Here is a 23,203-nt window from a genome sequence, read left to right as displayed (position 1 = left end):
CCTATAGTATATAACACTGGAGAATAAAATTTATCCGGTGAATGTGGTCGGAAAACAAAGAGGAAAGGGGGGGCTAATCGGCAGGGAAGGCCGCCCCGGATAGCGGGCGGCAGAAGGAATCAGAATTTCCAGGTCAGATGGGCTGCAAGTTGCAGACCGTTATAATCATCGGTTGGGGTGTCGTACCACACTTTACCTGCCGTCAGCCCGAGATTAAGTTGCTCAGTCAGCGGTTGAATACGTTGCAGACTGACGCTCTTCATGCTGCCGTAGCGTGTTTCTGGCGTCCAGTCATAGGTGTAAGCGCCTGTTCCGCGGCTTAGCCATAGTTGCGTATAACCAGTGCCGCGCGGGTCATTCAGACGCACGGAAATCATATTGCTATAACTACCACCTGCATCGCTGGAGTCATAATGGGTATAGCGGTAGCTGGTGATCACCGGGCCAGTATAGAGTGATACGCCGCCTTGCCAGGCATCGACTTCGACATCATCGTAATATTTAGTGTAGCGATAACCGGTCGTGAAAAGCGTTTTTGGCAACAGGGCCAGGTTAATATCCTGACGAAAATCCTGGCGGGCAAAGACCGGCGTATTATCCGCAAAGGCAATACCCGTTCGGGTTGTCAGCCAGTTATTCCATTTATACCAGACCGCACCCTGACCGCGAGTGGCATTGAAATGTTCAGTTTCATAATCACGACGCCCCTGGGAAAGATTAAAAAGCAGCGTTGCGTTTTCAACTTTCGCCACCAGTTCAGCATACGCTAAATTACGGTTGCCATGATCGCCAGAATAATCGGTAAAATCGTAGCCCGCGGTAATGGAAGTTAACCCGGCATAAGCGGGCAATGCGCTAAAAATGGCCGCCGCTAATAACGTCCGTTTTATCATTTTAATCTCCTGTACGGATAAGTTCTTGTCGGAGTGAATAAGTTCCGGCAGGTAAATTACGTTCTACAATCACGCGCGGGCCAAGTTGCGTGTTCGGGGAAATAATTCGCCCAGGCAAAATTATAACTTGTACGCCAAGGCGTGAACGCTGCCCGATATAACAACCTAATTTATCGCATCCGGTAGCGATAATTCCCTCTGGAGTTCGAACAGACACAGGCTGTTCATCCAGACGATGATTACTGGTACGTACTTGTGCGCCCAAATATGCCTGGTTTGCAACTACCGAGTCGGCAATAAAACATTGCGGACCAATCGTTGCTTCCGCTTCAATAACCGCATTTTTAATTTCGGTGGCAAAACCAATTTTTACACCATTGCTGATTATTGTGCCAGGACGAATAAACGCATAATTACCTATCAGGCAGTTTGCGCCAATCACTACCGGACCCTGAATAACGGCACCATGACAAATACGGGTATTCGCGCCGATAACAACTTCACCTGCAGTTTCATCAATAATTACCTGGTCTGCAATCTGAATATTTTTCTCTTTAACATTAAGCTTCAGATAGTTTTTCAGTTCCTGTGACAGAAGGTTGGGAATAAGCGGTTGACGCTTCCACCAGTGCGGAATAGCGGGTGGGTTTGTCGCGCTGAGGTTCGCGTCCAGTAAAAAAGGCAATAAGTCCATAAATAATCCAGATGGCATAAGCTAATAATACATACACAACGGAAAGCGGCGCTAAAGGCACCAACAACCAGCAACGATGAAACCAGGCGCTAAAAGCACCAATAACACAAACTACGCCGATCCAGATAAGCGGAAACATTGCCAACACCACACCATGCGGCCCGGTGGTGATGAATTCATTAAACCAGGTAGTGAGATAAATCCCAACGCCATAAAGCACAACCAACAGCATAGGAAATATACTGAAGATACCGAAGCGGCTAAATAAAAGTCTTTTATGCAGGCGCATACAGACCGCGTATCCCACAATCCAACGCCGCCAGCGACGCCACTCCTCACGCGGGCTGTTGCATTCCTGTGGGTATACGATGCAGCGATTCGCCTGCCGAATACGGTAGCCGTTTGCCACTAATGTCCAGGTGAGATCAAGGTCTTCGACTTTAGTACGATCCGAGAAACCGAACTTACGCAATACATCAGTACGGAACATTCCGCAGGCACCGCTGATAATAAACGGTGCGCCGCCCAGGAGCTGCTGTAGCGTGCGCTTCATAACAATCATCGGCAACTTTACGGTCGCGCGGATGTGCGGTAACAGCCCCGCGCCTTTCAACGCAGTAGAGGGAATGCCGCCTACGGCATCAGCACCGCGCTCAATTTCTGCCAGCATATAGCCCATTCCGTCTTGATCGGGCGGAACATAGGTGTCGGCATCACTTAAAAAAACCTGGTCGCAGGTGGCATAATTGAGGCCATTCATCAGCGCACCACCTTTACCGGTATTTTTTTGCGTGACGGCAACAAAGCGGTCGCCCCATTTGCGTTTGACTTCCGCCATGACCGCTTCGGTATTGTCCGTGGAGCCGTCGTTAACGCAAATTACCCGGCAAAAATAAGGGTTACGCAGTAGATTATCCAGTGACTGCGCCAGACACGGGCCTTCGTTATACGCAGGTATAATGGCGTCAATACAGCCTTTCTTTTGACTGGGTTTACGTCTTAGCGTACTTAAAAACCATAGCAACATTGCTATGGACATACAGATAAATATCCAGGTTTTCATGCAATTTGCTCAAAGAATCATTTTATGAATTACAAAGCCTTCACCCAGATCGCTATTGACCTGTTGCCCGCGAAATTGTGCAACTGCACGCAGGCGATCATGACGCATATAATCACGTCGTTCCTGGCTTTTATGTTTTTTTAATGCAGCAAGTTTGACTGTGAAATATTCTTCTTTAACGGATTCAAAAACCTGAGGCATAAATGAAAGCCAGGTACTTGGGGTTTCGTAGCCGAGAATTTGCGGAATAGTTCGGCAGGCAACCATTGAAGCTTGATAAACAGCAAGATGATCCTGATGGCGGTCGGCATCATGCATGGTATATACCCGCATGATTTCAACATCAGAAGGAATTTGATTTTTAATGATGTCTTCCAGGGCGGAAATCATATCATTGAGCTGTAAATGAGCGCGGGTGTCAGCAAAATTAAGATGAATAGTTTGGTGGCACCCTAATATCTTTAGGGCGTTGCGCGATTCTTCATGGCGATCGATTATTCCATCTGTGCCAGAGTTGCCGGTAGTCATCACCACGGCTGCGATATAAATTCCTTTTTGCGCAAGACGAGCAAGCGATGCGCCACAGCCTAATTCTATATCGTCAGGATGTGCGCCAATAGCAAGGATACCCTTTCTTTTATTTGCCGAAGAAAGGAGGGCTGAATCTAAAACCTTATCCACTTAATGACACTCCATTTTATTTATTATACTACAAGCACAACGATGCACTCAGAGACGTAATCTCTGGCGCAGCCAGATGTTAATTTATAAATGTTAAATGTTGCTAATAACTGAAAAGCAAGGGCTTTCAGACCCGCGGGTTCGACTGGGTAATGTTTCTATGCAATTCATATGTTAAGTGTTTGTATGTTTGGTATGTATAGTTATTTTGTTTTATACATTGTATTTAGATGTGATTTAGTTTGTCAATTAATTGCATTTAAAAAATATGTTCTGTGAACAAGCATTGTTTATATACATTATGTGAATGTAATATGCGAGTGATTGAGAATGATACAGTGATATATACAATGCGAATATAATAGTTTTATTATATGTATTGATATTGATAGAAATAATGAAGTAATAAATCTCGTAATGTGGTTGTTTATGCATCACTAAAATGAAGTGTAGTAATTTTCCCAATTGTTAGAACGGAGTAATTGCATATTTAATCTTTCCTTAGCCGTTTTTTTGCTAAGAATAAAATCATCTGTGCGATAACGACTAATTCTTTTAATGAATGTTTTTATTCCTGAATACTGCTCCCATAACAAGACAGGGGAGCAGACAATCATGGCAATTTCATCGCGAAACACACTTCTTGCCGCACTGGCATTCATCGCTTTTCAGGCACAGGCGGTGAACGTCACCGTGGCGTATCAAACCTCAGCCGAACCGGCGAAAGTGGCTCAGGCCGACAACACCTTTGCTAAAGAAAGCGGAGCAACCGTGGACTGGCGTAAGTTTGACAGCGGAGCCAGCATCGTGCGGGCGCTGGCTTCTGGCGACGTGCAAATCGGCAACCTTGGTTCCAGCCCGTTAGCGGTTGCAGCCAGCCAACAGGTGCCGATTGAAGTCTTCTTGCTGGCGTCAAAACTGGGTAACTCAGAAGCGCTGGTGGTAAAGAAAACTATCAGCAAACCGGAAGATCTGATTGGCAAACGCATCGCCGTACCGTTTATCTCTACCACCCACTACAGCCTGCTGGCAGCGCTGAAACACTGGGGCATTAAACCCGGGCAAGTGGAGATTGTGAACCTGCAGCCGCCCGCGATTATCGCTGCATGGCAGCGGGGAGATATTGATGGTGCTTATGTCTGGGCACCGGCGGTTAACGCCCTGGAAAAAGACGGCAAAGTGCTGACCGATTCTGAACAGGTCGGGCAGTGGGGTGCGCCAACGCTGGACGTCTGGGTGGTGCGCAAAGATTTTGCCGAGAAACATCCTGAGGTGGTGAAAGCGTTCGCCAAAAGCGCCATCGATGCTCAGCAACCGTACATTGCTAACCCAGACGCGTGGCTGAAACAGCCGGAAAACATCAGCAAACTGGCGCGGTTAAGCGGCGTGCCTGAAGGTGACGTTCCGGGGCTGGTGAAGGGGAATACCTATCTGACGCCGCAGCAACAAACGGCAGAACTGACCGGACCGGTGAACAAAGCGATCATCGACACCGCGCAGTTTTTGAAAGAGCAGGGCAAGGTCCCGGCTGTAGCGAATGATTACAGCCAGTACGTTACCTCGCGCTTCGTGCAATAAAAGGAGGCGCAGATGCTGCAAATCTCTCATCTTTACGCCAATTATGGCGGCAAACCGGCACTGGAAGATATCAACCTGACGCTGGAAAGCGGTGAGCTACTGGTGGTGCTGGGGCCGTCCGGCTGCGGTAAAACCACCCTGCTGAATCTGATTGCCGGTTTTGTGCCTTATCAGCACGGCAGCATTCAACTGGCGGGTAAGCGTATTGAGGGGCCGGGAGCAGAGCGCGGCGTGGTTTTTCAGAATGAAGGGCTGCTACCGTGGCGCAATGTCCAGAACAACGTGGCGTTCGGCCTGCAACTGGCAGGTATAGAGAAAATGCAGCGACTGGAAATCGCGCACCAGATGCTGAAAAAAGTGGGGCTGGAAGGAGCAGAAAAACGCTACATCTGGCAGCTCTCCGGCGGTCAACGTCAGCGGGTGGGCATTGCTCGCGCGCTGGCGGCAAATCCCCAGCTGTTATTACTCGACGAACCGTTTGGTGCGCTGGATGCCTTCACCCGCGACCAGATGCAAACCCTGCTGCTGAAACTCTGGCAGGAGACGGGCAAGCAGGTGCTGTTGATTACCCACGATATAGAAGAAGCGGTGTTTATGGCGACTGAACTGGTTCTGCTTTCACCCGGCCCTGGCCGCGTGCTGGAGCGGCTGCCGCTCAACTTTGCTCGCCGCTTTGTTGCGGGAGAGTCGAGCCGCAGCATCAAGTCCGATCCACAATTCATCGCCATGCGCGAATATGTTTTAAGCCGCGTATTTGAGCAGCGGGAGGCGTTCTCATGAGTGTGCTCATTAATGAAAAACTGCATTCGCATCGGCTGAAATGGCGCTGGCCGCTCTCGCGTCAGGTGACCTTAAGCATTGGCACGTTAGCGGTTTTGCTCACTGTATGGTGGGCAGTCGCAGCGCTGCAACTGATTAGCCCGCTGTTTTTGCCGCCACCGCAACAGGTACTGGCAAAACTGCTCACCATTGCCGGGCCGCAGGGATTTATGGACGCCACGCTGTGGCAGCATCTGGCCGCCAGCCTGACGCGCATTGTGCTGGCGCTACTCGCGGCGGTGGTAATCGGTATTCCGGTCGGGATCGCCATGGGGCTAAGCCCGACGGTGCGCGGCATTCTGGATCCGGTAATCGAACTTTATCGTCCGGTGCCGCCGCTGGCTTATTTGCCGCTGATGGTGATCTGGTTTGGTATTGGTGAAACCTCGAAGATCTTACTGATCTATTTAGCGATTTTTGCACCGGTGGCGATGTCGGCGCTGGCGGGGGTGAAAAGCGCGCAGCAGGTTCGCATTCGTGCCGCCCAGTCGCTGGGTGCCAGCCGTGCGCAGGTGCTGTGGTTTGTCATTTTGCCCGGCGCGCTGCCGGAAATCCTCACCGGATTACGCATTGGTCTGGGTGTGGGCTGGTCTACGCTGGTAGCGGCGGAGCTGATTGCCGCGACGCGCGGTTTAGGATTTATGGTTCAGTCAGCGGGTGAATTTCTCGCGACTGACGTGGTGCTGGCGGGGATCGCGGTGATTGCGATTATCGCCTTTCTTTTAGAACTGGGTTTGCGCGCGTTACAGCGCCGTCTGACGCCCTGGCATGGAGAAGTACAATGAGTGAACGTCTGAGCATTACCCCGCTGGGGCCGTATATCGGCGCACAAATTTCGGGTGCCGACCTGACGCGCCCGTTAAGCGATAATCAGTTTGAACAGCTTTACCATGCGGTGCTGCGCCATCAGGTGGTGTTTCTGCGCGATCAAACTATTACGCCGCAGCAGCAACGCGCGCTGGCCCAGCGTTTTGGCGAACTGCATATTCACCCTGTTTACCCTCATGCCGAAGGGGTTGACGAGATCATCGTGCTGGATACCCATAACGATAATCCGCCGGATAACGACAACTGGCATACCGATGTGACATTTATTGAAACGCCACCCGCAGGGGCGATTCTGGCAGCTAAAGAGTTACCTTCGACCGGCGGTGATACGCTCTGGACCAGCGGTATTGCGGCCTATGAGGCGCTCTCTGTTCCCTTCCGCCAGCTGCTGAGCGGGCTGCGTGCGGAGCATGATTTCCGTAAATCGTTCCCGGAATACAAATACCGCAAAACCGAGGAGGAACATCAACGCTGGCGCGAGGCGGTCGCGAAAAATCCTCCGTTGCTACATCCGGTGGTGCGAACGCATCCGGTGAGCGGTAAACAGGCGCTGTTTGTGAATGAAGGCTTTACTACGCGAATTGTCGATGTCAGCGAGAAAGAGAGCGAAGCCTTGTTAGGCTTTTTATTCGCCCATATCACTAAACCGGAGTTTCAGGTGCGTTGGCGCTGGCAACCGAATGATATTGCGATTTGGGATAACCGCGTGACTCAGCACTATGCCAATGCCGATTACCTGCCACAGCGGCGGATTATGCATCGGGCGACGATTCTTGGGGATAAACCGTTTTATCGGGCGGGGTGATACGAGTGCGGACGGTTCCCTCGCCCCCTTGGGGAGAGGGTTAGGGTGAGGGGGCGTTCACCGTACTTTCAACAGGTTAACTCCCCCTTTCTGAGAGGAAAAAAATTAACGCAGAATCTTCTTCTCAGCCAAATCCAGCGCAAAGTAGCTGAAAATCAGATCCGCACCCGCACGCTTAATCGAACCTAAGCTTTCGAGCACGACTTTCTCTTCATCTATAGCACCCGCCAGCGCGGCGAACTTAATCATCGCGTACTCACCGCTCACCTGATACGCGCCAATCGGCAATTCAGTACGTTCACGCAGCTCACGCACGATGTCGAGGTATGCTCCAGCAGGTTTAACCATCAGGCAGTCTGCGCCCTGGGCTTCATCCAGCAGTGATTCACGAATCGCCTCGCGACGGTTCATTGGGTTCATCTGATAGCTTTTGCGGTCGCCTTTTAATGCGCTTCCGGCAGCTTCACGGAACGGACCATAAAAGGAAGAGGCGAACTTGGTCGAATACGACATAATCGCCGTATCTTTAAAGCCTGCAGCGTCCAGCGCCTGGCGAATAGCCTGTACCTGGCCATCCATCGCGGCGGAAGGGGCGATGAAGTCTGCGCCTGCAGCAGCTGCAACCACGGCTTGCTTGCCTAAATTTTCCAGAGTCGCGTCGTTGTCGACGCCATGCTCGCACAGCACACCGCAGTGACCGTGAGAAGTGTATTCACAGAAGCAGGTGTCTGACATGACGATCATTTCTGGCACGGTCTGCTTGCAGATGCGCGACATACGCGCCACCAGTCCATCTTCCCGCCAGGCATCGCTGCCGGTTTCATCGGTATGGTGAGAGATGCCAAAAGTCATCACGGAACGAATACCGGCGTTGGCGATGCGTTCAATTTCGCGTGCCAGATGTTTCTCTGGAATGCGCATCACGCCTGGCATGGCTTCAACGGCTTTGTAGTCGTCAATTTCTTCTTCAACAAAGATCGGCAACACCAGGTCGTTAAGGCTAAGTGTTGTCTCTTCAAACATAGCGCGCAGCGCAGGAGATTTGCGCAGGCGACGAGGGCGTTGGATTAAGTCTGTCATGGTCTGCCTGATGTTTGTGGAATTAAGGTGCACAGTATACCTGAAGCGGGGCAGGAGTGTTTTACGAAAGTTGTCGCGATGTTGACAAGAAGAGAATGGAAGAGATGCCAGGACATCTTTGTAATAGAAATAGCAATAATTTCATATTCACTGAAAATATTTTTAATCTTTATTTATAGTTCTTGGTTATTATTTTTGGAGTTTGGTTGTCCTGCTATAAATTGAATAATTAAAACTTTTTTGCATATTGATAGGATATTTATCTGGTTTGTGCCTGTGATATTTGTGACGCGTATGTATCAAAAATAACATCATCTGCAACATGTTGAAATATCGTCCTTTTATCAATTTGATGCGTGTTTTTCTCCATGAATTATATATGTCCATATTCGGACTTAGGGGAAAGAATAATTGAACCATTCGTCTGTAACGCAGCATAATCATTAGCGCGAAACATAATATGTTTTCTATGCATTGATAATTGATGGATCAACTTATTACGTCCCTGAGGAGGGATGACAAATGCACTCCTGGAAAAAGAAACTTGTAGTATCACAATTAGCATTGGCTTGCACTCTGGCTATCACCTCTCAGGCTAATGCAGCGACCAACGATATTTCTGGTCAAACTTACAATACTTTCCATCACTACAACGACGCCACCTATGCTGATGACGTTTACTATGATGGTTATGTAGGCTGGAACAACTATGCCGCTGATAGTTATTACAACGGCGATATCTACCCGGTCATTAATAACGCTACTGTTAACGGCGTGATTTCTACCTACTATCTGGACGACGGTATTTCTACCAATACCAACGCCAATAGTCTGACAATCAAAAACAGCACTATTCACGGTATGATTTATTCCGAGTGCATGACAACTGATTGTGCTGAACGTGCGAATGATTATTACCATGACCGTCTGGCGCTGACTGTTGATAATTCAACGATCGACGACAACTACGAACACTACACATATAACGGCACTTACAATAATGCCGCTGATACTCATGTTGTAAACGTATATAACATTGGTACTGCTATTACTCTGGATCAGGAAGTTGATCTGTCCATCACTAATAACTCTCACGTAGCGGGTATTACGCTGACTCAGGGTTATGAGTGGGAAGATATTGACGACAACACTGTCAGCACTGGCGTAAACAGCAGCGAAGTGTTTAATAACACCATCACTGTTAAAGATTCTACCGTGACCTCTGGTTCATGGACTGATGAAGGTACTACTGGTTGGTTCGGTAATACAGGTAATGCCAGCGATTACAATGGTAAAGGTTGGAACGCTGACGATATCGCATTAGCCGTTATTGCACATCCTGCTGCTGATAACTCAATGCAAACCACTGCAACATTCGATAATTCCACACTGATGGGCGATGTATTCTTCTCAAGTAACTTTGATGAGAACTTCTTCCCGCATGGTCGTGATAGCTATCGTGATGCTGACGGTGATGTAGATACTAACGGTTGGGATGGTACTGATCGCCTGGATCTGACCCTGAACAATGGCAGCAAGTGGGTTGGTGCGGCAATGTCTGCGCACTTAACTGTTGATACCAATGATGATGGTGTGCCAGATGCTTACGGTCCTGTTTACAATGACAACGGGGTTGTTATTGATACCAGTACAGGCACCGAAGCAACTGCAACTTTGATCGATATCGCAGCTAACAGCCTGTGGCCTTCATCAACTGTTGGTGTAGAAAACAGCGACTCTGAATACAGCGAATTTGATCACATCATCGGTAACGAAGTTTACCAGAGCGGTCTGTTCAATGTGACCCTGAACACCGGTTCACAGTGGGATACCACCAAAACTTCTCTGATTGATACTCTGAGCATCAACAGTGGTTCAACTGTTAATGTTGCTGATTCAACGCTGATTTCTGACTCTATCTCTCTGACAGGTCTTTCTGCGCTGAACATCAACGAAGATGGTCATGTTGCAACTGATTCACTGACTGTCGACAACAGTACCGTAACCATTTCTGATGAAGTTTCTGCTGGTTGGGCTGTAGGTGATGCTGCTCTGTATGCCAACAACATCAAAGTGACTAACGACGGTATTCTGGATGTAGGTAACACTGCGGCGAATGCTCTGCAGGTTGATACTCTGAACCTGACCAGCACTACTGATACCAGTGGTAACATTCACGCTGGTGTGTTCAACATCGAAAGCAACCGCTTCGTACTTGATGCAGACCTGACCAACGACCGTACCAACGATACTACCAAGTCAAACTACGGTTATGGCTTAATCGCAATGAACTCTGATGGTCACCTGACCATTAACGGTAACGGCGATAACGACAACACTGCTTCTATCGAAGCTGGTCAGAACGAAGTTGATAACAACGGTGACCATGTTGCAGCTGCAACCGGTAACTACAAAGTTCGTATCGACAACGCTACTGGTGCTGGTTCTATCGCTGACTACAACGGCAACGAGCTGATCTACGTCAACGACAAAAATAGCAACGCGACCTTCTCTGCTGCTAACAAAGCTGACCTGGGTGCATACACCTATCAGGCTGAACAGCGCGGTAACACCGTTGTTCTGCAACAGATGGAGCTGACCGACTACGCTAACATGGCGCTGAGCATCCCTTCTGCGAACACCAATATCTGGAACCTGGAACAAGACACCGTTGGTACTCGTCTGACCAACTCTCGTCATGGCCTGGCTGATAACGGCGGCGCATGGGTAAGCTACTTCGGTGGTAACTTCAACGGCGACAACGGCACCATCAACTATGATCAGGATGTTAACGGCATCATGGTCGGTGTTGATACCAAAATTGACGGTAACAACGCTAAGTGGATCGTCGGTGCGGCTGCAGGCTTCGCTAAAGGTGACATGAATGACCGTTCTGGTCAGGTAGATCAAGACAGCCAGACTGCCTACATCTACTCTTCTGCTCACTTCGCGAACAACGTCTTTGTTGATGGTAGCTTGAGCTACTCTCACTTCAACAACGACCTGTCTGCAACCATGAGCAACGGTACTTACGTTGACGGTAGCACCAACTCCGACGCTTGGGGCTTCGGCTTGAAAGCCGGTTACGACTTCAAACTGGGTGATGCTGGTTATGTGACTCCTTACGGCAGCATTTCTGGTCTGTTCCAGTCTGGTGATGACTACCAGCTGAGCAACGACATGAAAGTTGACGGTCAGTCTTACGACAGCATGCGTTATGAACTGGGTGTAGATGCAGGTTATACCTTCACCTACAGCGAAGACCAGGCTCTGACTCCGTACTTCAAACTGGCTTACGTCTACGACGACTCTAACAACGATAACGATGTGAACGGTGATTCCATCGATAACGGTACTGAAGGGTCTGCGGTACGTGTTGGTCTGGGTACTCAGTTCAGCTTCACCAAGAACTTCAGCGCCTATACCGATGCTAACTACCTCGGTGGTGGTGACGTAGATCAAGATTGGTCCGCGAACGTGGGTGTTAAATATACCTGGTAATATTCTTCACTCCGAAGAAATTCTGGTAATTTAATCTAAATAATGCCCGTCAAGGATTTGACGGGCATTACTGCAAAGGACGCGCAAATGTTATCTGTAGTTAAACCTCTTCAGGAATTTGGTAAGCTCGATAAATGTTTGTCCAGATACGGTACGCGCTTCGAGTTTAATAATGAAAAGCAAGTTATATTTTCCAGTGATGTCAATAGCGAAGATACTTTCGTTATTTTAGAGGGAGTTATCTCTCTGCGTAGAGAAGAAAACGTACTTATCGGTATTACCCAGGCTCCTTATATTATGGGGCTGGCTGATGGTTTAATGAAAAACGATATACCATACAAATTAATATCAGAAGGAAATTGTACGGGATATCATCTACCAGCCAAACAAACCATTACGCTTATTGAACAAAATCAACTCTGGCGAGACGCTTTTTACTGGTTAGCCTGGCAAAATAGAATTCTGGAATTACGCGACGTGCAGCTCATTGGGCATAATTCCTACGAACAAATCCGCGCAACATTATTATCAATGATTGACTGGAATGAAGAATTGCGATCACGTATTGGTGTGATGAATTATATCCATCAACGTACACGCATATCGCGTTCTGTCGTCGCAGAAGTTCTCGCTGCTTTGCGTAAAGGCGGCTATATCGAAATGAATAAAGGCAAACTGGTCGCTATCAACCGTTTGCCTTCAGAGTATTAATCAGGATGCGGGGATAACCAACGGTTTATTCCCGCTTAGCTCGGTCACCAGATCATTGATGCCATCGCTCATATTTTTAAAGCGCGTCAACGGCGAACGAGTGACCACCACAAACGCGCCAATATTCTTCTGCGGGATCATCGCCATATAGGTAATGAAACCGCCACCACCGCCTGTCTTCTGAATAATCCCCGGACGACCCTCTTTCGGGGCCATATATACCCAGCCTAAACCAAGCGCATCCGCTTTGCCGGGGACATCCATGCCAATCACTTTCGTAAACTGCGCGCGCGGATAAATCAACGTCTGCATGCGATCTGCCTGGTTACTGCGCTGATAAAAATCAGATGACAAATACTGCTGCATCCAGCGCATCATATCGCCAGGCGTGGAATAGACGCCGCCGCTGCCAATTGCCGCCAGCGTGTTATTGCACGGACTGGCACCGCGCTCAGCAACCATTAAACGGCGGCACTGATCCGGTGAGGGGGTGTAGGTGGTGTCTTTCATCCCCAATGGACGGGTAATCTGCTCTTCAAACAACTGGGTATAAGGCTTGCCGGACGCATTCGCCAGTGCATCTGCCAGCAGGTCGAACGCAAGGTTAGAGTACGCCGCCTGACTGCCTGGCGCGGCTTTCAGCTTCGCCGTAGAAAGGTATTTCCAGCGTTGCTCGCGCGTTGGCCAGACAAACACCGGACGATGTGCCGCGCCACCGGGCTGTTCACGGGGCAGGGCGCTGGTATGGGTTGCCAGATTCACTAGGGTAATGGGCGTCCCATTGTAGGTCGGCACGCGTGCGCCTGGCGGAGCATATTTACTTAGCGGATCGTTTAACTTTACGGTCCCCTGGTCGAGCAATTTCACCAGCATTTCACTGGTCATTAGTTTGGTGAGGGAAGCAATACGCACGACCGAATCCAGCTGCGGGCGAACGTTATTACCAGGTCGCGTTTCGCCATAACTACGAAAGACGCGCTGGTTACCGTCGATAACAACCAGCGCCATCCCCGTGGCACCGCTGCCGTAAAAAATATGATCGGCATAACGATCGACAATATCAGAGGCAAACTCCGGTTCAGTGATCGGCTGCGCCGCATGGACGGAGGTCAATGACGCCGCACACAGCACGGCAGAAAAAAGCAGACTACGTTTCAACGGTGGTGTCCATAAATTGAATGAAGGTAACTGAGCGTATTTATACTACTCATTGATGGATTGCAAAGGGCGAATTAGTGCAATAATAGTGTTAAAAACGTAACGGCGCGTAAACACGATCTTTTTCCTGCTCACCAATGCCTGCATTTGTGATCCTGCGCGTGTTAATCCGCTTATGTAAACAATCTTTGGTTTGTGAAATCCGTCGAAACAATTCTTATGGTCAGGCTGGCGAACTAAGCACCTTGCTATGGGTCACAATGGGCGGTTTCATTTGGCTGACGCTTTGTAGTGGTCATGCGGTTAATACACAGCAGTTGTTAAAACGATAAGAAGTTAGCAGGAGTGCATATGTTTAAGTCTTTTTTCCCAAAGCCGGGAGCGTTTTTTCTCTCGGCCTTTGTTTGGGCATTGATTGCCGTTATCTTCTGGCAAGCCGGTGGGGGAGACTGGGTGGCGCGTATCACTGGCGCTTCCGGGCAGATCCCGATTAGCGCCGCGCGTTTCTGGTCGTTGGATTTCCTGATTTTTTACGCTTACTACATTGTTTGCGTAGGACTTTTTGCATTTTTCTGGTTTATCTACAGCCCGCACCGTTGGCAATACTGGTCAATACTCGGTACTGCACTGATCATCTTCGTCACCTGGTTTTTGGTGGAAGTCGGGGTCGCCGTCAACGCCTGGTATGCACCGTTCTATGATCTGATTCAAACCGCGCTAAGTTCGCCGCATAAAGTCACTATCGAACAATTTTACCGCGAAGTGGGCGTCTTTCTGGGGATTGCGCTGATCGCTGTGGTGATCAGTGTGCTGAACAACTTCTTTGTCAGTCACTACGTGTTCCGCTGGCGTACGGCGATGAACGAATATTACATGGCGAACTGGCAACAACTGCGTCATATCGAAGGGGCCGCACAGCGTGTGCAGGAAGACACCATGCGTTTTGCTTCAACGCTGGAGAATATGGGCGTCAGTTTTATCAACGCCATCATGACGTTGATCGCCTTCCTGCCGGTGCTGGTAACGCTCTCCACGCATGTGCCGGAGCTGCCGATTATCGGGCACATTCCGTATGGTCTGGTGATTGCCGCTATCGTCTGGTCGCTGATGGGGACCGGATTGCTGGCAGTGGTAGGGATCAAACTGCCGGGGCTGGAGTTTAAAAACCAGCGAGTAGAGGCCGCCTACCGTAAAGAGCTGGTTTATGGTGAAGACGATGCCACGCGTGCGACGCCGCCTACGGTACGCGAGCTGTTTAGCGCCGTGCGGAAAAACTATTTCCGCCTCTATTTTCACTATATGTATTTCAACATCGCCCGCATTCTCTATTTGCAGGTCGATAACGTTTTCGGTTTGTTCTTGCTGTTTCCGTCAATTGTTGCCGGTACGATTACGCTCGGCCTGATGACGCAGATTACCAACGTTTTTGGTCAGGTTCGCGGTGCTTTCCAGTACCTGATTAACTCATGGACCACACTGGTTGAGTTGATGTCTATCTACAAACGTCTGCGCAGCTTTGAACATGAACTGGATGGTGACAAAATTCAGGAAGTAACCCATACCTTGAGCTAAAAAGGAGAAGTAATGTCGCGCGTCAATCCTCTATCTTCGCTGTCATTGTTGGCGGTTCTGGTTTTAGCGGGGTGTAGTAGTCAGGCTCCGCAACCGTTGAAAAAGGGCGAAAAAGCGATAGATGTGGCGAGCGTCGTGCGGCAGAAGATGCCTGCGAGCGTGAAAGACCGCGATGCCTGGGCGAAAGATCTCGCCACCACCTTTGAAAGTCAGGGGCTGGCACCGACGCTGGAAAACGTCTGCTCGGTGCTGGCGGTGGCGCAGCAGGAGTCAAATTATCAGGCAGATCCGGCCGTTCCGGGCTTAAGCAAGATCGCCTGGCAAGAGATTGACCGTCGTGCTGAACGGATGCACATTCCTGCTTTTCTGGTTCATACCGCGCTAAAAATCAAATCGCCAAACGGCAAAAGTTATAGCGAACGGTTAGATTCGGTGCGTACAGAAAAGCAATTGAGCGCGATTTTTGACGATCTGATCAGCATGGTACCAATGGGGCAGACGCTGTTTGGTTCGCTTAATCCGGTGCGCACCGGTGGGCCGATGCAGGTCAGCATTGCTTTTGCCGAACAGCATACCAAAGGGTATCCGTGGAAAATGGACGGTACAGTTCGTCAGGAAGTCTTCAGTCGCCGCGGCGGGTTGTGGTTTGGTACTTACCATTTACTGAATTATCCCGCCAGCTATAGCGCACCGATATACCGCTTTGCTGATTTTAACGCTGGCTGGTACGCCAGCCGTAATGCCGCGTTTCAGAACGCAGTCAGTAAGGCCAGCGGCGTGAAGCTGGCACTGGACGGTGATTTAATTCGTTACGACAGTAAAGAACCCGGGAAAACCGAACTGGCAACGCGCAAACTGGCGGGAAAACTGGGGATGAGCGACAGCGAAATTCGCCGTCAGTTAGAGAAAGGTGACAGCTTCTCTTTTGAGGAGACGGCGCTGTACAAGAAAGTTTATCAACTTGCCGAAGCGAAAACGGGTAAATCACTACCCCGCGAAATGTTGCCTGGCATTCAACTGGAAAGCCCGAAAATCACCCGCAACCTGACTACGGCCTGGTTTGCGAAGCGCGTAGACGAACGGCGGGCGCGTTGTATGAAACAGTGATCAAACAGGAATGTCATGCCAGATAAGGCGTTTTAGGCCGTATCTGGCAACGTAAATCTTACTGGCGGCGATGTCGCCAGTGCAGCCATAGCGCCACCACTGCAAAAATGAGGCAGCCTACTAAAAACGGGATCAGCCCGAAAATGGTGCCGACACCTAAACCAATTTCCACCCGTGGGCGACCTGTTTCCTGGACCTGCATTAAACGCTCATAGACGCCGGGCGCATGCACTAACAGGTTCAGCAATTGCGCCCCAGCCCAAAAGCAAAACAGCACAAACAACGCATAGGCAATGTTGCCAGGCGTTGAAGAGGCATTGCGATATTTTCCGCTAAACAGCGATTTTGACAGGGTGAAATCAGCCATAAAAACCTCCGGAAGTCATCTGCTTCTCTTCTGGTGTGATACCAGCGGCTTATGGCAAGTCTGACAGGTCATTTAGATTGTCAATATCAGAATCATGGTAAATTGATGTTGGGAATATTCCCGAAGCGTGAATCTTCGTTGTGAGTCACAAAATGGCAACCTTAAGTTAAATTTATTAACAATTACGAAAATGTTGTCTACACCACAGACGGTTGTTACAGAATATGCAAGGATGTTGTTTTTCGTTAACGGAGCTGCCATGAATCTGCCTGTAAAAATCCGCCGTGACTGGCACTACTATGCGTTCGCCATTGGCCTTATATTCATTCTTAATGGCGTGGTGGGGTTACTGGGATTTGAAGCAAAAGGTTGGCAGACCTATGCCGTCGGTCTGGTGACGTGGGTGATTAGTTTCTGGCTGGCGGGGTTGATTATTCGTCGTCGCGATGAAGAAACTGAAAACGCCCAATAAGAATATTATCGGGCGTTAAAATATTACATTGTGGTTTTCAATGCGTTATCCGCAGCGTGACGCTCCAGCGCCAGCTCAATCAAACGCGTGATCAGATCGGTGTAACCCAGACCGCTGGCTTGCCACAGCTTCGGATACATACTGATGTTGGTGAAGCCAGGCAGTGTGTTGATCTCGTTGATCACCACTTCGTTTTCTGGGGTTAAAAACACGTCTACACGCGCCATGCCTGCGCATCCCAACGTTTGATAAGCCTGAACGGCAATCGCCCGGATCTTATCGTTGATTTCTGGCGCAATGGCTGCCGGAACTACCACTTTCGCGCCATCTTCGTCAATGTACTTGGTGTCGTAGGCATAGAAGTCGCTGGTGAGTACGATCTCGCCACAGGTGCTGGCTTGCGGGTTGTCGTTGCCCAGAACTGCGCATTCGATCTCACGACCTTTGATCCCTTGCTCAACGATCACTTTATGATCGAATTCGAACGCCAGATCGACGGCAATTGCGTACTGTTCTTCACTGGTTACTTTGCTGACACCAACAGAAGAGCCCTGATTAGCCGGTTTTACAAACAGTGGTAACCCCAGTTTAGACTCCACTTCGGCAAAACTGATGTTGTGACGATTAGCGCGCGTCAGGGTAATAAATGGCGCAATGTTCAGCCCGGCATCGCGTAGCAGACGTTTGGTGACATCTTTATCCATACAGGCTGCTGAAGCCAGAACATCAGAACCTACAAACGGTAAATTGGCGACCCGCAGCATTCCCTGCAAGGAACCATCTTCGCCCAGCGTACCGTGGACAATCGGGAAAATGACATCCACCGTCGGCAACGGCTGACCGTTTTGCGCGTCGATAAGCTGATGCTCATGTTTACCTGGCACCTGCGCAAGGCTGGTCGCCGAAGGGCGCAACGCAATATGGGCAGGATCGTCTGCATTTAGCAGATAATTGCTGGCATCGCTGACGTGCCATTGCCCTTGTTTATCAATGCCCAGCAGCACAACGTCGAAGCGACTTTTATCAATGGCATCGACAATGTTTTTTGCCGATTGCAGAGACACTTCATGTTCCGCTGATTTACCACCAAAAACGATTCCTACCCGCAGTTTTTCCATCTTAAAAACCTATCCCGTCTAACACAAAGTGCATACATTACCACGACAAAACGGGGGATTCGCGGCCTTCTGAAAGATTGTTGCAATCTTCTGCTGACAAAGCGTGCAACGTACTGGTGAAGAAAGTGCGTTATCTCAAAGATGTGCGCAAGATCACAAAAATGATGAACGGGAAGCTAATTTATTCCTGGCTTAAATGGCCATGCGGTGAGTTTTTTTCTCTTAATTATAAGTTAACGAAGAGAATATATTTCATAACTTTTATTTATAATAAAGGTTGATAATTAAAAGCCTATATTTTGTGTGGGTAGTTATTTAAATAAGAGAAACGTTTCGCTGGTAATCAAACAAAAAATATTTGCGCAAAGTATTTCCTTTGTCATAAAAATAATACTTCCAGACACTATGAAGTTGTGAAACATAATGTTAACTTCTCCATACTTTGGATAAGGAAATACAGACATGAAAAATCTCATTGCTGAGTTGTTATTTAAGCTTGCCCAAAAAGAAGAAGAGTCGAAAGAACTGTGTGCGCAGGTAGAAGCTTTGGAGATTATCGTCACTGCAATGCTTCGCAATATGGCGCAAAATGACCAACAGCGGTTGATTGATCAGGTAGAGGGGGCGCTGTACGAGGTAAAGCCCGATGCCAGCATTCCTGACGACGATACGGAGCTGCTGCGCGATTACGTAAAGAAGTTATTGAAGCATCCTCGTCAGTAAAAAGTTAATCTTTTCAACAGCTGTCATAAAGTTGTCACGGCCGAGACTTATAGTCGCTTTGTTTTTATTTTTTAATGTATTTGTACATGGAGAAAATAAAGTGAAACAAAGCACTATTGCACTGGCACTCTTACCGTTACTGTTTACCCCTGTGACAAAAGCCCGGACACCAGAAATGCCTGTTCTGGAAAACCGGGCTGCTCAGGGCGATATTACTGCACCCGGCGGTGCTCGCCGCTTAACGGGTGATCAGACCGCCGCTCTGCGTGATTCTCTTAGCGATAAACCTGCAAAAAATATTATTTTGCTGATTGGCGATGGGATGGGGGATTCGGAAATTACTGCCGCACGTAATTATGCCGAAGGTGCGGGCGGCTTTTTTAAAGGTATCGATGCCTTACCGCTTACCGGGCAATACACTCACTATGCGCTGAATAAAAAAACCGGCAAACCGGACTACGTCACCGACTCGGCTGCATCAGCAACCGCCTGGTCAACCGGTGTCAAAACCTATAACGGCGCGCTGGGCGTCGATATTCACGAAAAAGATCACCCAACGATTCTGGAAATGGCAAAAGCCGCAGGTCTGGCGACCGGTAACGTTTCTACCGCAGAGTTGCAGGATGCCACGCCCGCTGCGCTGGTGGCACATGTGACCTCGCGCAAATGCTACGGTCCGAGCGCGACCAGTGAAAAATGTCCGGGTAACGCGCTAGAAAAAGGCGGGAGAGGATCGATTACCGAACAGCTGCTTAACGCTCGTGCCGATGTTACGCTTGGCGGCGGCGCAAAAACCTTTGCTGAAACGGCAACCGCCGGTGAATGGCAGGGAAAAACGCTGCGTGAACAGGCACAGGCGCGTGGTTATCAGTTGGTGAGCGATGCTGCCTCACTGAATGCGGTGACGGAAGCGAACCAGCAAAAACCCCTGCTAGGACTGTTTGCTGACGGCAATATGCCAGTGCGCTGGCAAGGACCGAAAGCAACGTACCACGGCAATATCGACAAGCCCGCAGTTACCTGTACGCCTAATCCGCAACGTAATGACAGCGTACCGACCCTGGCGCAGATGACTGATAAAGCCATTGAATTGTTGAGTAAAAATGAGAAAGGCTTTTTCCTGCAAGTTGAAGGTGCATCAATCGATAAACAGGATCACGCTGCGAATCCTTGTGGGCAAATTGGCGAGACGGTCGATCTCGACGAAGCCGTACAACGGGCGCTGGAATTCGCTAAAAAGGATGGCAACACGCTGGTCATAGTCACCGCTGATCACGCCCACGCCAGCCAGATTGTTGCGCCGGACACCAAAGCGCCGGGCCTCACCCAGGCGCTAAATACCAAAGATGGCGCAGTGATGGTGATGAGTTACGGGAACTCCGAAGAGGATTCACAAGAACATACCGGTAGTCAGCTGCGTATTGCGGCGTATGGCCCACATGCCGCCAATGTCGTTGGACTGACCGACCAGACCGATCTCTTCTACACCATGAAAGCCGCCCTGGGGCTGAAATAAAACCGCGCCCGGCGGTGAATTTTCGCTGTCGGGTGGTTTTTTTGCTGTTAGCAACCAGACTTAATGGCAGATCACGGGCGCAAACGCTCATGGTTAAAACATGAAGAGGGATGGTGCTATGAAAATAACATTACTGGTTACCTTGCTTTTCGGACTGGTTTTTTTAACCACCGTCGGCGCTGCCGAGAGAACCTTAACCCCGCAACAACAGCGTATGACCTCCTGTAATCAGCAGGCGACGGCGCAGGCGTTGAAAGGGGATGCTCGTAAGACCTACATGAGTGATTGCCTGAAGAACAGCAAGTCTGCGCCTGGTGAAAAAAGTTTGACGCCACAGCAGCAAAAGATGCGCGAATGTAATAATCAAGCAACGCAACAATCTCTGAAAGGTGATGATCGTAATAAGTTTATGAGTGCCTGCCTCAAGAAAGCCGCCTGATACCTGATAGTGCTAACGGGTGAGCTACGAAAGTGGCTCACCCGAAATTTCATACTTCTGCCTTTAGCCCCGTCTCTATAATTTCGGGAAAATTGTTTCTGAATGTTCCCAAAAATAATGAATGATGAAAACTTTTTCAAAAAAGCGGCGGCGCATGGGGAGGAACCTCCTTTAACTCCTCAAAACGAACATCAGCGGTCCGGGCTGCGCTTCGCCCGTCGCGTCAGACTACCCCGTGCGGTTGGCCTGGCTGGCATGTTCTTACCGATTGCTTCAACGCTGGTTTCGCACCCGCCGCCGGGCTGGTGGTGGCTGGTGTTGGTCGGCTGGGCGTTCGTCTGGCCGCATTTAGCCTGGCAGATAGCGAGCAGGGCCGTCGATCCGCTTAGCCGGGAAATTTACAACTTAAAAACCGATGCAGTATTAGCGGGAATGTGGGTAGGCGTAATGGGCGTAAACGTGCTGCCTTCCACCGCGATGTTGATGATTATGTGTCTGAATTTGATGGGGGCAGGCGGCCCCCGTCTGTTTGTCGCGGGTCTGGTGTTGATGGTGGTTTCCTGCCTTGTCACCCTCGAGCTGACGGGCATTACCGTGTCGTTCAATAGTGCGCCGCTGGAATGGTGGCTCTCCCTTCCCATTATTGTCATTTATCCTCTGCTGTTTGGCTGGGTCAGCTACCAGACGGCAACCAAACTGGCGGAACATAAACGCAGGTTGCAGGTCATGAGTACCCGCGACGGCATGACGGGCGTGTATAACCGACGTCATTGGGAAACTATGTTACGCAATGAATTTGATAACTGTCGGCGGCATAATCGCGATGCAACGTTACTGATTATCGATATCGACCATTTCAAGAGCATCAACGATACCTGGGGCCATGATGTGGGCGATGAAGCGATAGTGGCGCTTACCCGACAGTTACAAATTACCCTGCGCGGTAGCGATGTGATTGGTCGGTTTGGCGGCGATGAGTTTGCAGTAATCATGTCCGGTACGCCAGCTGAGAGCGCTATTACCGCCATGTTACGAGTGCATGAAGGGCTAAATACATTACGTTTGCCGAATACGCCACAGGTAACTTTACGGATTAGTGTGGGGGTTGCGCCGCTGAACCCACAAATGAGTCACTATCGTGAGTGGTTGAAATCGGCAGATTTGGCGCTTTACAAAGCAAAGAAAGCCGGACGTAACCGCACCGAAGTGGCGGCCTGACGTCCGGCGAAAGTCATCAGGATTTGCTGAGTTTTTCTGATTTTTCCATACACTTCGTCATCGCTTCGATCACTGCGGCACGGAAGCCTTTCTCTTCCAGTACGCGTACCGCTTCAATGGTGGTGCCTCCCGGTGAGCAGACCATATCTTTCAGTGCCCCCGGATGTTCTCCCGTTTCCAGCACCATTTTTGCGGAACCCATTACTGCCTGAGCGGCAAATTTATACGCCTGGGCGCGTGGCATCCCGCCCAGCACGGCGGCGTCGGCCATCGCTTCGATAAACATAAATACGTAGGCTGGCGAAGAACCGCTCACACCGACCACCGGGTGGATCATCGGCTCAGCAATCACTTCCGCTTCGCCAAAGCAGCGGAAAATATTCAGCACATCAGCGGTATCTTCTGGGGTTACCAGCGCGTTTGGCGTTACGGAGGTCATCCCTGCATTAACCAGCGCGGGAGTGTTCGGCATGGCGCGGATAATTTTCCGGTCATGGCCCAGCGCGCGGGCAAGTTGGTCGAGCGTGACACCTGCAGCAATAGAAACGACCAGAGAGTCTTTATTCAGGCTGGAGGTGATTTCGCTAAGCACTTTAATCATGATGCCAGGTTTAACGGCAGCAAAAATGATGTCGGCGATTTGCGCCACTTCTTGCGCCGATTCCGCGGCGTTGATGCCGAACTGGTCATGCAGGGCGGCGACTTTATCCGGGGAGGGGGTATATACCCAGATTTGCCCTGGAAGCACCTGACCGCTGGCAATCAGACCGCCGAGAATGGCTTTTCCCATATTGCCGCAGCCAATAAAACCGATTTTCTTTTCCATTGCCTCACTCCTGCCGTGAAATTCATTGTTTTGA

Annotated in this window: 23 protein-coding genes and 1 pseudogene; 15 read left to right on the top strand and 9 right to left on the bottom strand. The window is 49.7% G+C overall.

Annotated features, from left to right (window positions below; translation table 11 throughout):
• Positions 1–119: 119 nt before the first annotated feature.
• The 3 genes from AB4H76_RS17645 to AB4H76_RS17635 are packed head-to-tail and all read right to left on the bottom strand — an operon-like array spanning position 120 to position 2,650.
• A complete protein-coding gene (locus tag AB4H76_RS17645) occupies positions 120–893 on the bottom strand; it encodes a YaiO family outer membrane beta-barrel protein (protein ID WP_000596085.1) in 774 nt (257 codons plus the stop codon).
• 1 nt (position 894) lies between these two features.
• Positions 895–1,476, bottom strand: a complete 582-nt coding sequence (locus AB4H76_RS17640; protein WP_024194469.1) for an acetyltransferase — start codon at positions 1,474–1,476, stop codon at positions 895–897.
• A complete protein-coding gene (locus AB4H76_RS17635) occupies positions 1,454–2,650 on the bottom strand; it encodes a glycosyltransferase (RefSeq protein WP_000860441.1) in 1,197 nt (398 codons plus the stop codon). The genes AB4H76_RS17640 and AB4H76_RS17635 overlap by 23 nt, the downstream gene beginning before the upstream one ends.
• 24 nt (positions 2,651–2,674) lie before the next feature.
• Between AB4H76_RS17635 and AB4H76_RS17630 the strand changes: the two genes are divergently transcribed.
• Entirely contained in the window at positions 2,675–2,794 is a 120-nt protein-coding gene (locus AB4H76_RS17630) for a hypothetical protein (protein WP_122995270.1), read from the top strand.
• Between the two features lie 126 nt (positions 2,795–2,920).
• On the opposite strand, the pseudogene AB4H76_RS17625 reads toward AB4H76_RS17630, so the two are convergent.
• Positions 2,921–3,331, bottom strand: a pseudogene (locus AB4H76_RS17625) (PIG-L deacetylase family protein); the annotation flags it as partial.
• Between the two features lie 615 nt (positions 3,332–3,946).
• Here AB4H76_RS17625 and tauA point away from each other — a divergent pair.
• Genes tauA through tauD form a run of 4 tightly spaced genes read left to right on the top strand, consistent with a single transcriptional unit; the run spans position 3,947 to position 7,361 of the window.
• Positions 3,947–4,909, top strand: coding sequence for a taurine ABC transporter substrate-binding protein (gene tauA, locus AB4H76_RS17620; protein WP_001018416.1), 963 nt, complete (start codon positions 3,947–3,949; stop codon positions 4,907–4,909).
• A 12-nt stretch (positions 4,910–4,921) separates the two neighbouring features.
• Positions 4,922–5,689, top strand: coding sequence for a taurine ABC transporter ATP-binding subunit (gene tauB / locus AB4H76_RS17615; RefSeq protein WP_000939399.1), 768 nt, complete (start codon positions 4,922–4,924; stop codon positions 5,687–5,689).
• Positions 5,686–6,513 (top strand): taurine ABC transporter permease TauC, encoded by an 828-nt coding sequence (gene tauC / locus AB4H76_RS17610; protein ID WP_000114587.1) that lies wholly within the window; start codon positions 5,686–5,688, stop codon positions 6,511–6,513. Before tauB ends, tauC begins: the two co-directional genes overlap by 4 nt.
• Positions 6,510–7,361, top strand: coding sequence for a taurine dioxygenase (gene tauD, locus AB4H76_RS17605; protein ID WP_000004049.1), 852 nt, complete (start codon positions 6,510–6,512; stop codon positions 7,359–7,361). Before tauC ends, tauD begins: the two co-directional genes overlap by 4 nt.
• Positions 7,362–7,466: 105 nt before the next feature.
• On the opposite strand, the gene hemB is transcribed toward tauD, so the two are convergent.
• Positions 7,467–8,441: a porphobilinogen synthase gene (gene hemB, locus AB4H76_RS17600; RefSeq protein WP_001295337.1), complete on the bottom strand. Its 975-nt coding sequence runs from the start codon at positions 8,439–8,441 to the stop codon at positions 7,467–7,469.
• Between the two features lie 522 nt (positions 8,442–8,963).
• Here hemB and ehaB point away from each other — a divergent pair.
• The gene (gene ehaB, locus AB4H76_RS17595) at positions 8,964–11,942 is read left to right on the top strand and encodes an autotransporter adhesin EhaB (protein WP_032237794.1); all 2,979 of its coding nucleotides are present in this window, start codon (positions 8,964–8,966) and stop codon (positions 11,940–11,942) included.
• A gap of 87 nt (positions 11,943–12,029) precedes the next feature.
• Positions 12,030–12,653: a hydrogen peroxide resistance inhibitor IprA gene (iprA, locus tag AB4H76_RS17590; protein WP_001295817.1), complete on the top strand. Its 624-nt coding sequence runs from the start codon at positions 12,030–12,032 to the stop codon at positions 12,651–12,653.
• Here iprA and ampH read toward each other — a convergent pair whose 3' ends face one another.
• Positions 12,654–13,811 (bottom strand): D-alanyl-D-alanine-carboxypeptidase/endopeptidase AmpH, encoded by a 1,158-nt coding sequence (gene ampH, locus AB4H76_RS17585; protein ID WP_000830738.1) that lies wholly within the window; start codon positions 13,809–13,811, stop codon positions 12,654–12,656.
• A gap of 351 nt (positions 13,812–14,162) precedes the next feature.
• On the opposite strand from ampH, the gene sbmA reads away from it, so the two are divergent.
• Together sbmA and yaiW are read left to right on the top strand one after the other, a co-directional pair.
• Entirely contained in the window at positions 14,163–15,383 is a 1,221-nt protein-coding gene (sbmA, locus tag AB4H76_RS17580) for a peptide antibiotic transporter SbmA (RefSeq protein WP_000477009.1), read from the top strand.
• 12 nt (positions 15,384–15,395) lie between these two features.
• Positions 15,396–16,490 carry a surface-exposed outer membrane lipoprotein YaiW gene (gene yaiW, locus AB4H76_RS17575; protein ID WP_000092069.1) on the top strand — a complete coding sequence of 365 codons (1,095 nt, stop codon included), beginning with the start codon at positions 15,396–15,398 and terminating at the stop codon, positions 16,488–16,490.
• Between the two features lie 58 nt (positions 16,491–16,548).
• Here yaiW and AB4H76_RS17570 read toward each other — a convergent pair whose 3' ends face one another.
• Positions 16,549–16,857 (bottom strand): YaiY family protein, encoded by a 309-nt coding sequence (locus tag AB4H76_RS17570; protein ID WP_000763151.1) that lies wholly within the window; start codon positions 16,855–16,857, stop codon positions 16,549–16,551.
• A 259-nt stretch (positions 16,858–17,116) separates the two neighbouring features.
• Here AB4H76_RS17570 and AB4H76_RS17565 point away from each other — a divergent pair, with 259 nt between their 5' ends.
• Entirely contained in the window at positions 17,117–17,329 is a 213-nt protein-coding gene (locus AB4H76_RS17565) for a DUF2754 domain-containing protein (RefSeq protein WP_001295334.1), read from the top strand.
• Positions 17,330–17,352: 23 nt separating this feature from the next.
• Here AB4H76_RS17565 and ddlA read toward each other — a convergent pair whose 3' ends face one another.
• Complete coding sequence (gene ddlA, locus AB4H76_RS17560; protein WP_000413677.1) at positions 17,353–18,447, bottom strand: D-alanine--D-alanine ligase; 1,095 nt, start codon at positions 18,445–18,447, stop codon at positions 17,353–17,355.
• Positions 18,448–18,524: 77 nt separating this feature from the next.
• On the opposite strand from ddlA, the gene AB4H76_RS17555 reads away from it, so the two are divergent.
• The 5 genes from AB4H76_RS17555 (at position 18,525) to adrA (ending at position 22,343) form a co-directional block, all read left to right on the top strand.
• Entirely contained in the window at positions 18,525–18,728 is a 204-nt protein-coding gene (locus AB4H76_RS17555) for a hypothetical protein (protein ID WP_001300163.1), read from the top strand.
• 181 nt (positions 18,729–18,909) lie between these two features.
• A complete protein-coding gene (iraP, locus tag AB4H76_RS17550; RefSeq protein ID WP_000792970.1) occupies positions 18,910–19,170 on the top strand; it encodes an anti-adapter protein IraP in 261 nt (86 codons plus the stop codon).
• Positions 19,171–19,270: 100 nt separating this feature from the next.
• The gene (gene phoA / locus AB4H76_RS17545; RefSeq protein WP_001351635.1) at positions 19,271–20,686 is read left to right on the top strand and encodes an alkaline phosphatase; all 1,416 of its coding nucleotides are present in this window, start codon (positions 19,271–19,273) and stop codon (positions 20,684–20,686) included.
• A gap of 118 nt (positions 20,687–20,804) precedes the next feature.
• Entirely contained in the window at positions 20,805–21,125 is a 321-nt protein-coding gene (gene psiF / locus AB4H76_RS17540; protein ID WP_001295332.1) for a phosphate starvation-inducible protein PsiF, read from the top strand.
• 102 nt (positions 21,126–21,227) lie between these two features.
• Positions 21,228–22,343: a diguanylate cyclase AdrA gene (gene adrA, locus AB4H76_RS17535; RefSeq protein ID WP_000484048.1), complete on the top strand. Its 1,116-nt coding sequence runs from the start codon at positions 21,228–21,230 to the stop codon at positions 22,341–22,343.
• 16 nt (positions 22,344–22,359) lie between these two features.
• On the opposite strand, the gene proC is transcribed toward adrA, so the two are convergent.
• Positions 22,360–23,169, bottom strand: a complete 810-nt coding sequence (gene proC / locus AB4H76_RS17530; RefSeq protein WP_001295331.1) for a pyrroline-5-carboxylate reductase — start codon at positions 23,167–23,169, stop codon at positions 22,360–22,362.
• Positions 23,170–23,203 lie beyond the last annotated feature (34 nt).

It is taken from the genome of Escherichia sp. UTM R2 (assembly GCF_048593455.1).
Taxonomy (GTDB): domain Bacteria; phylum Pseudomonadota; class Gammaproteobacteria; order Enterobacterales; family Enterobacteriaceae; genus Escherichia; species Escherichia coli.
This window is presented reverse-complemented; position numbering and strand designations above follow the sequence as displayed.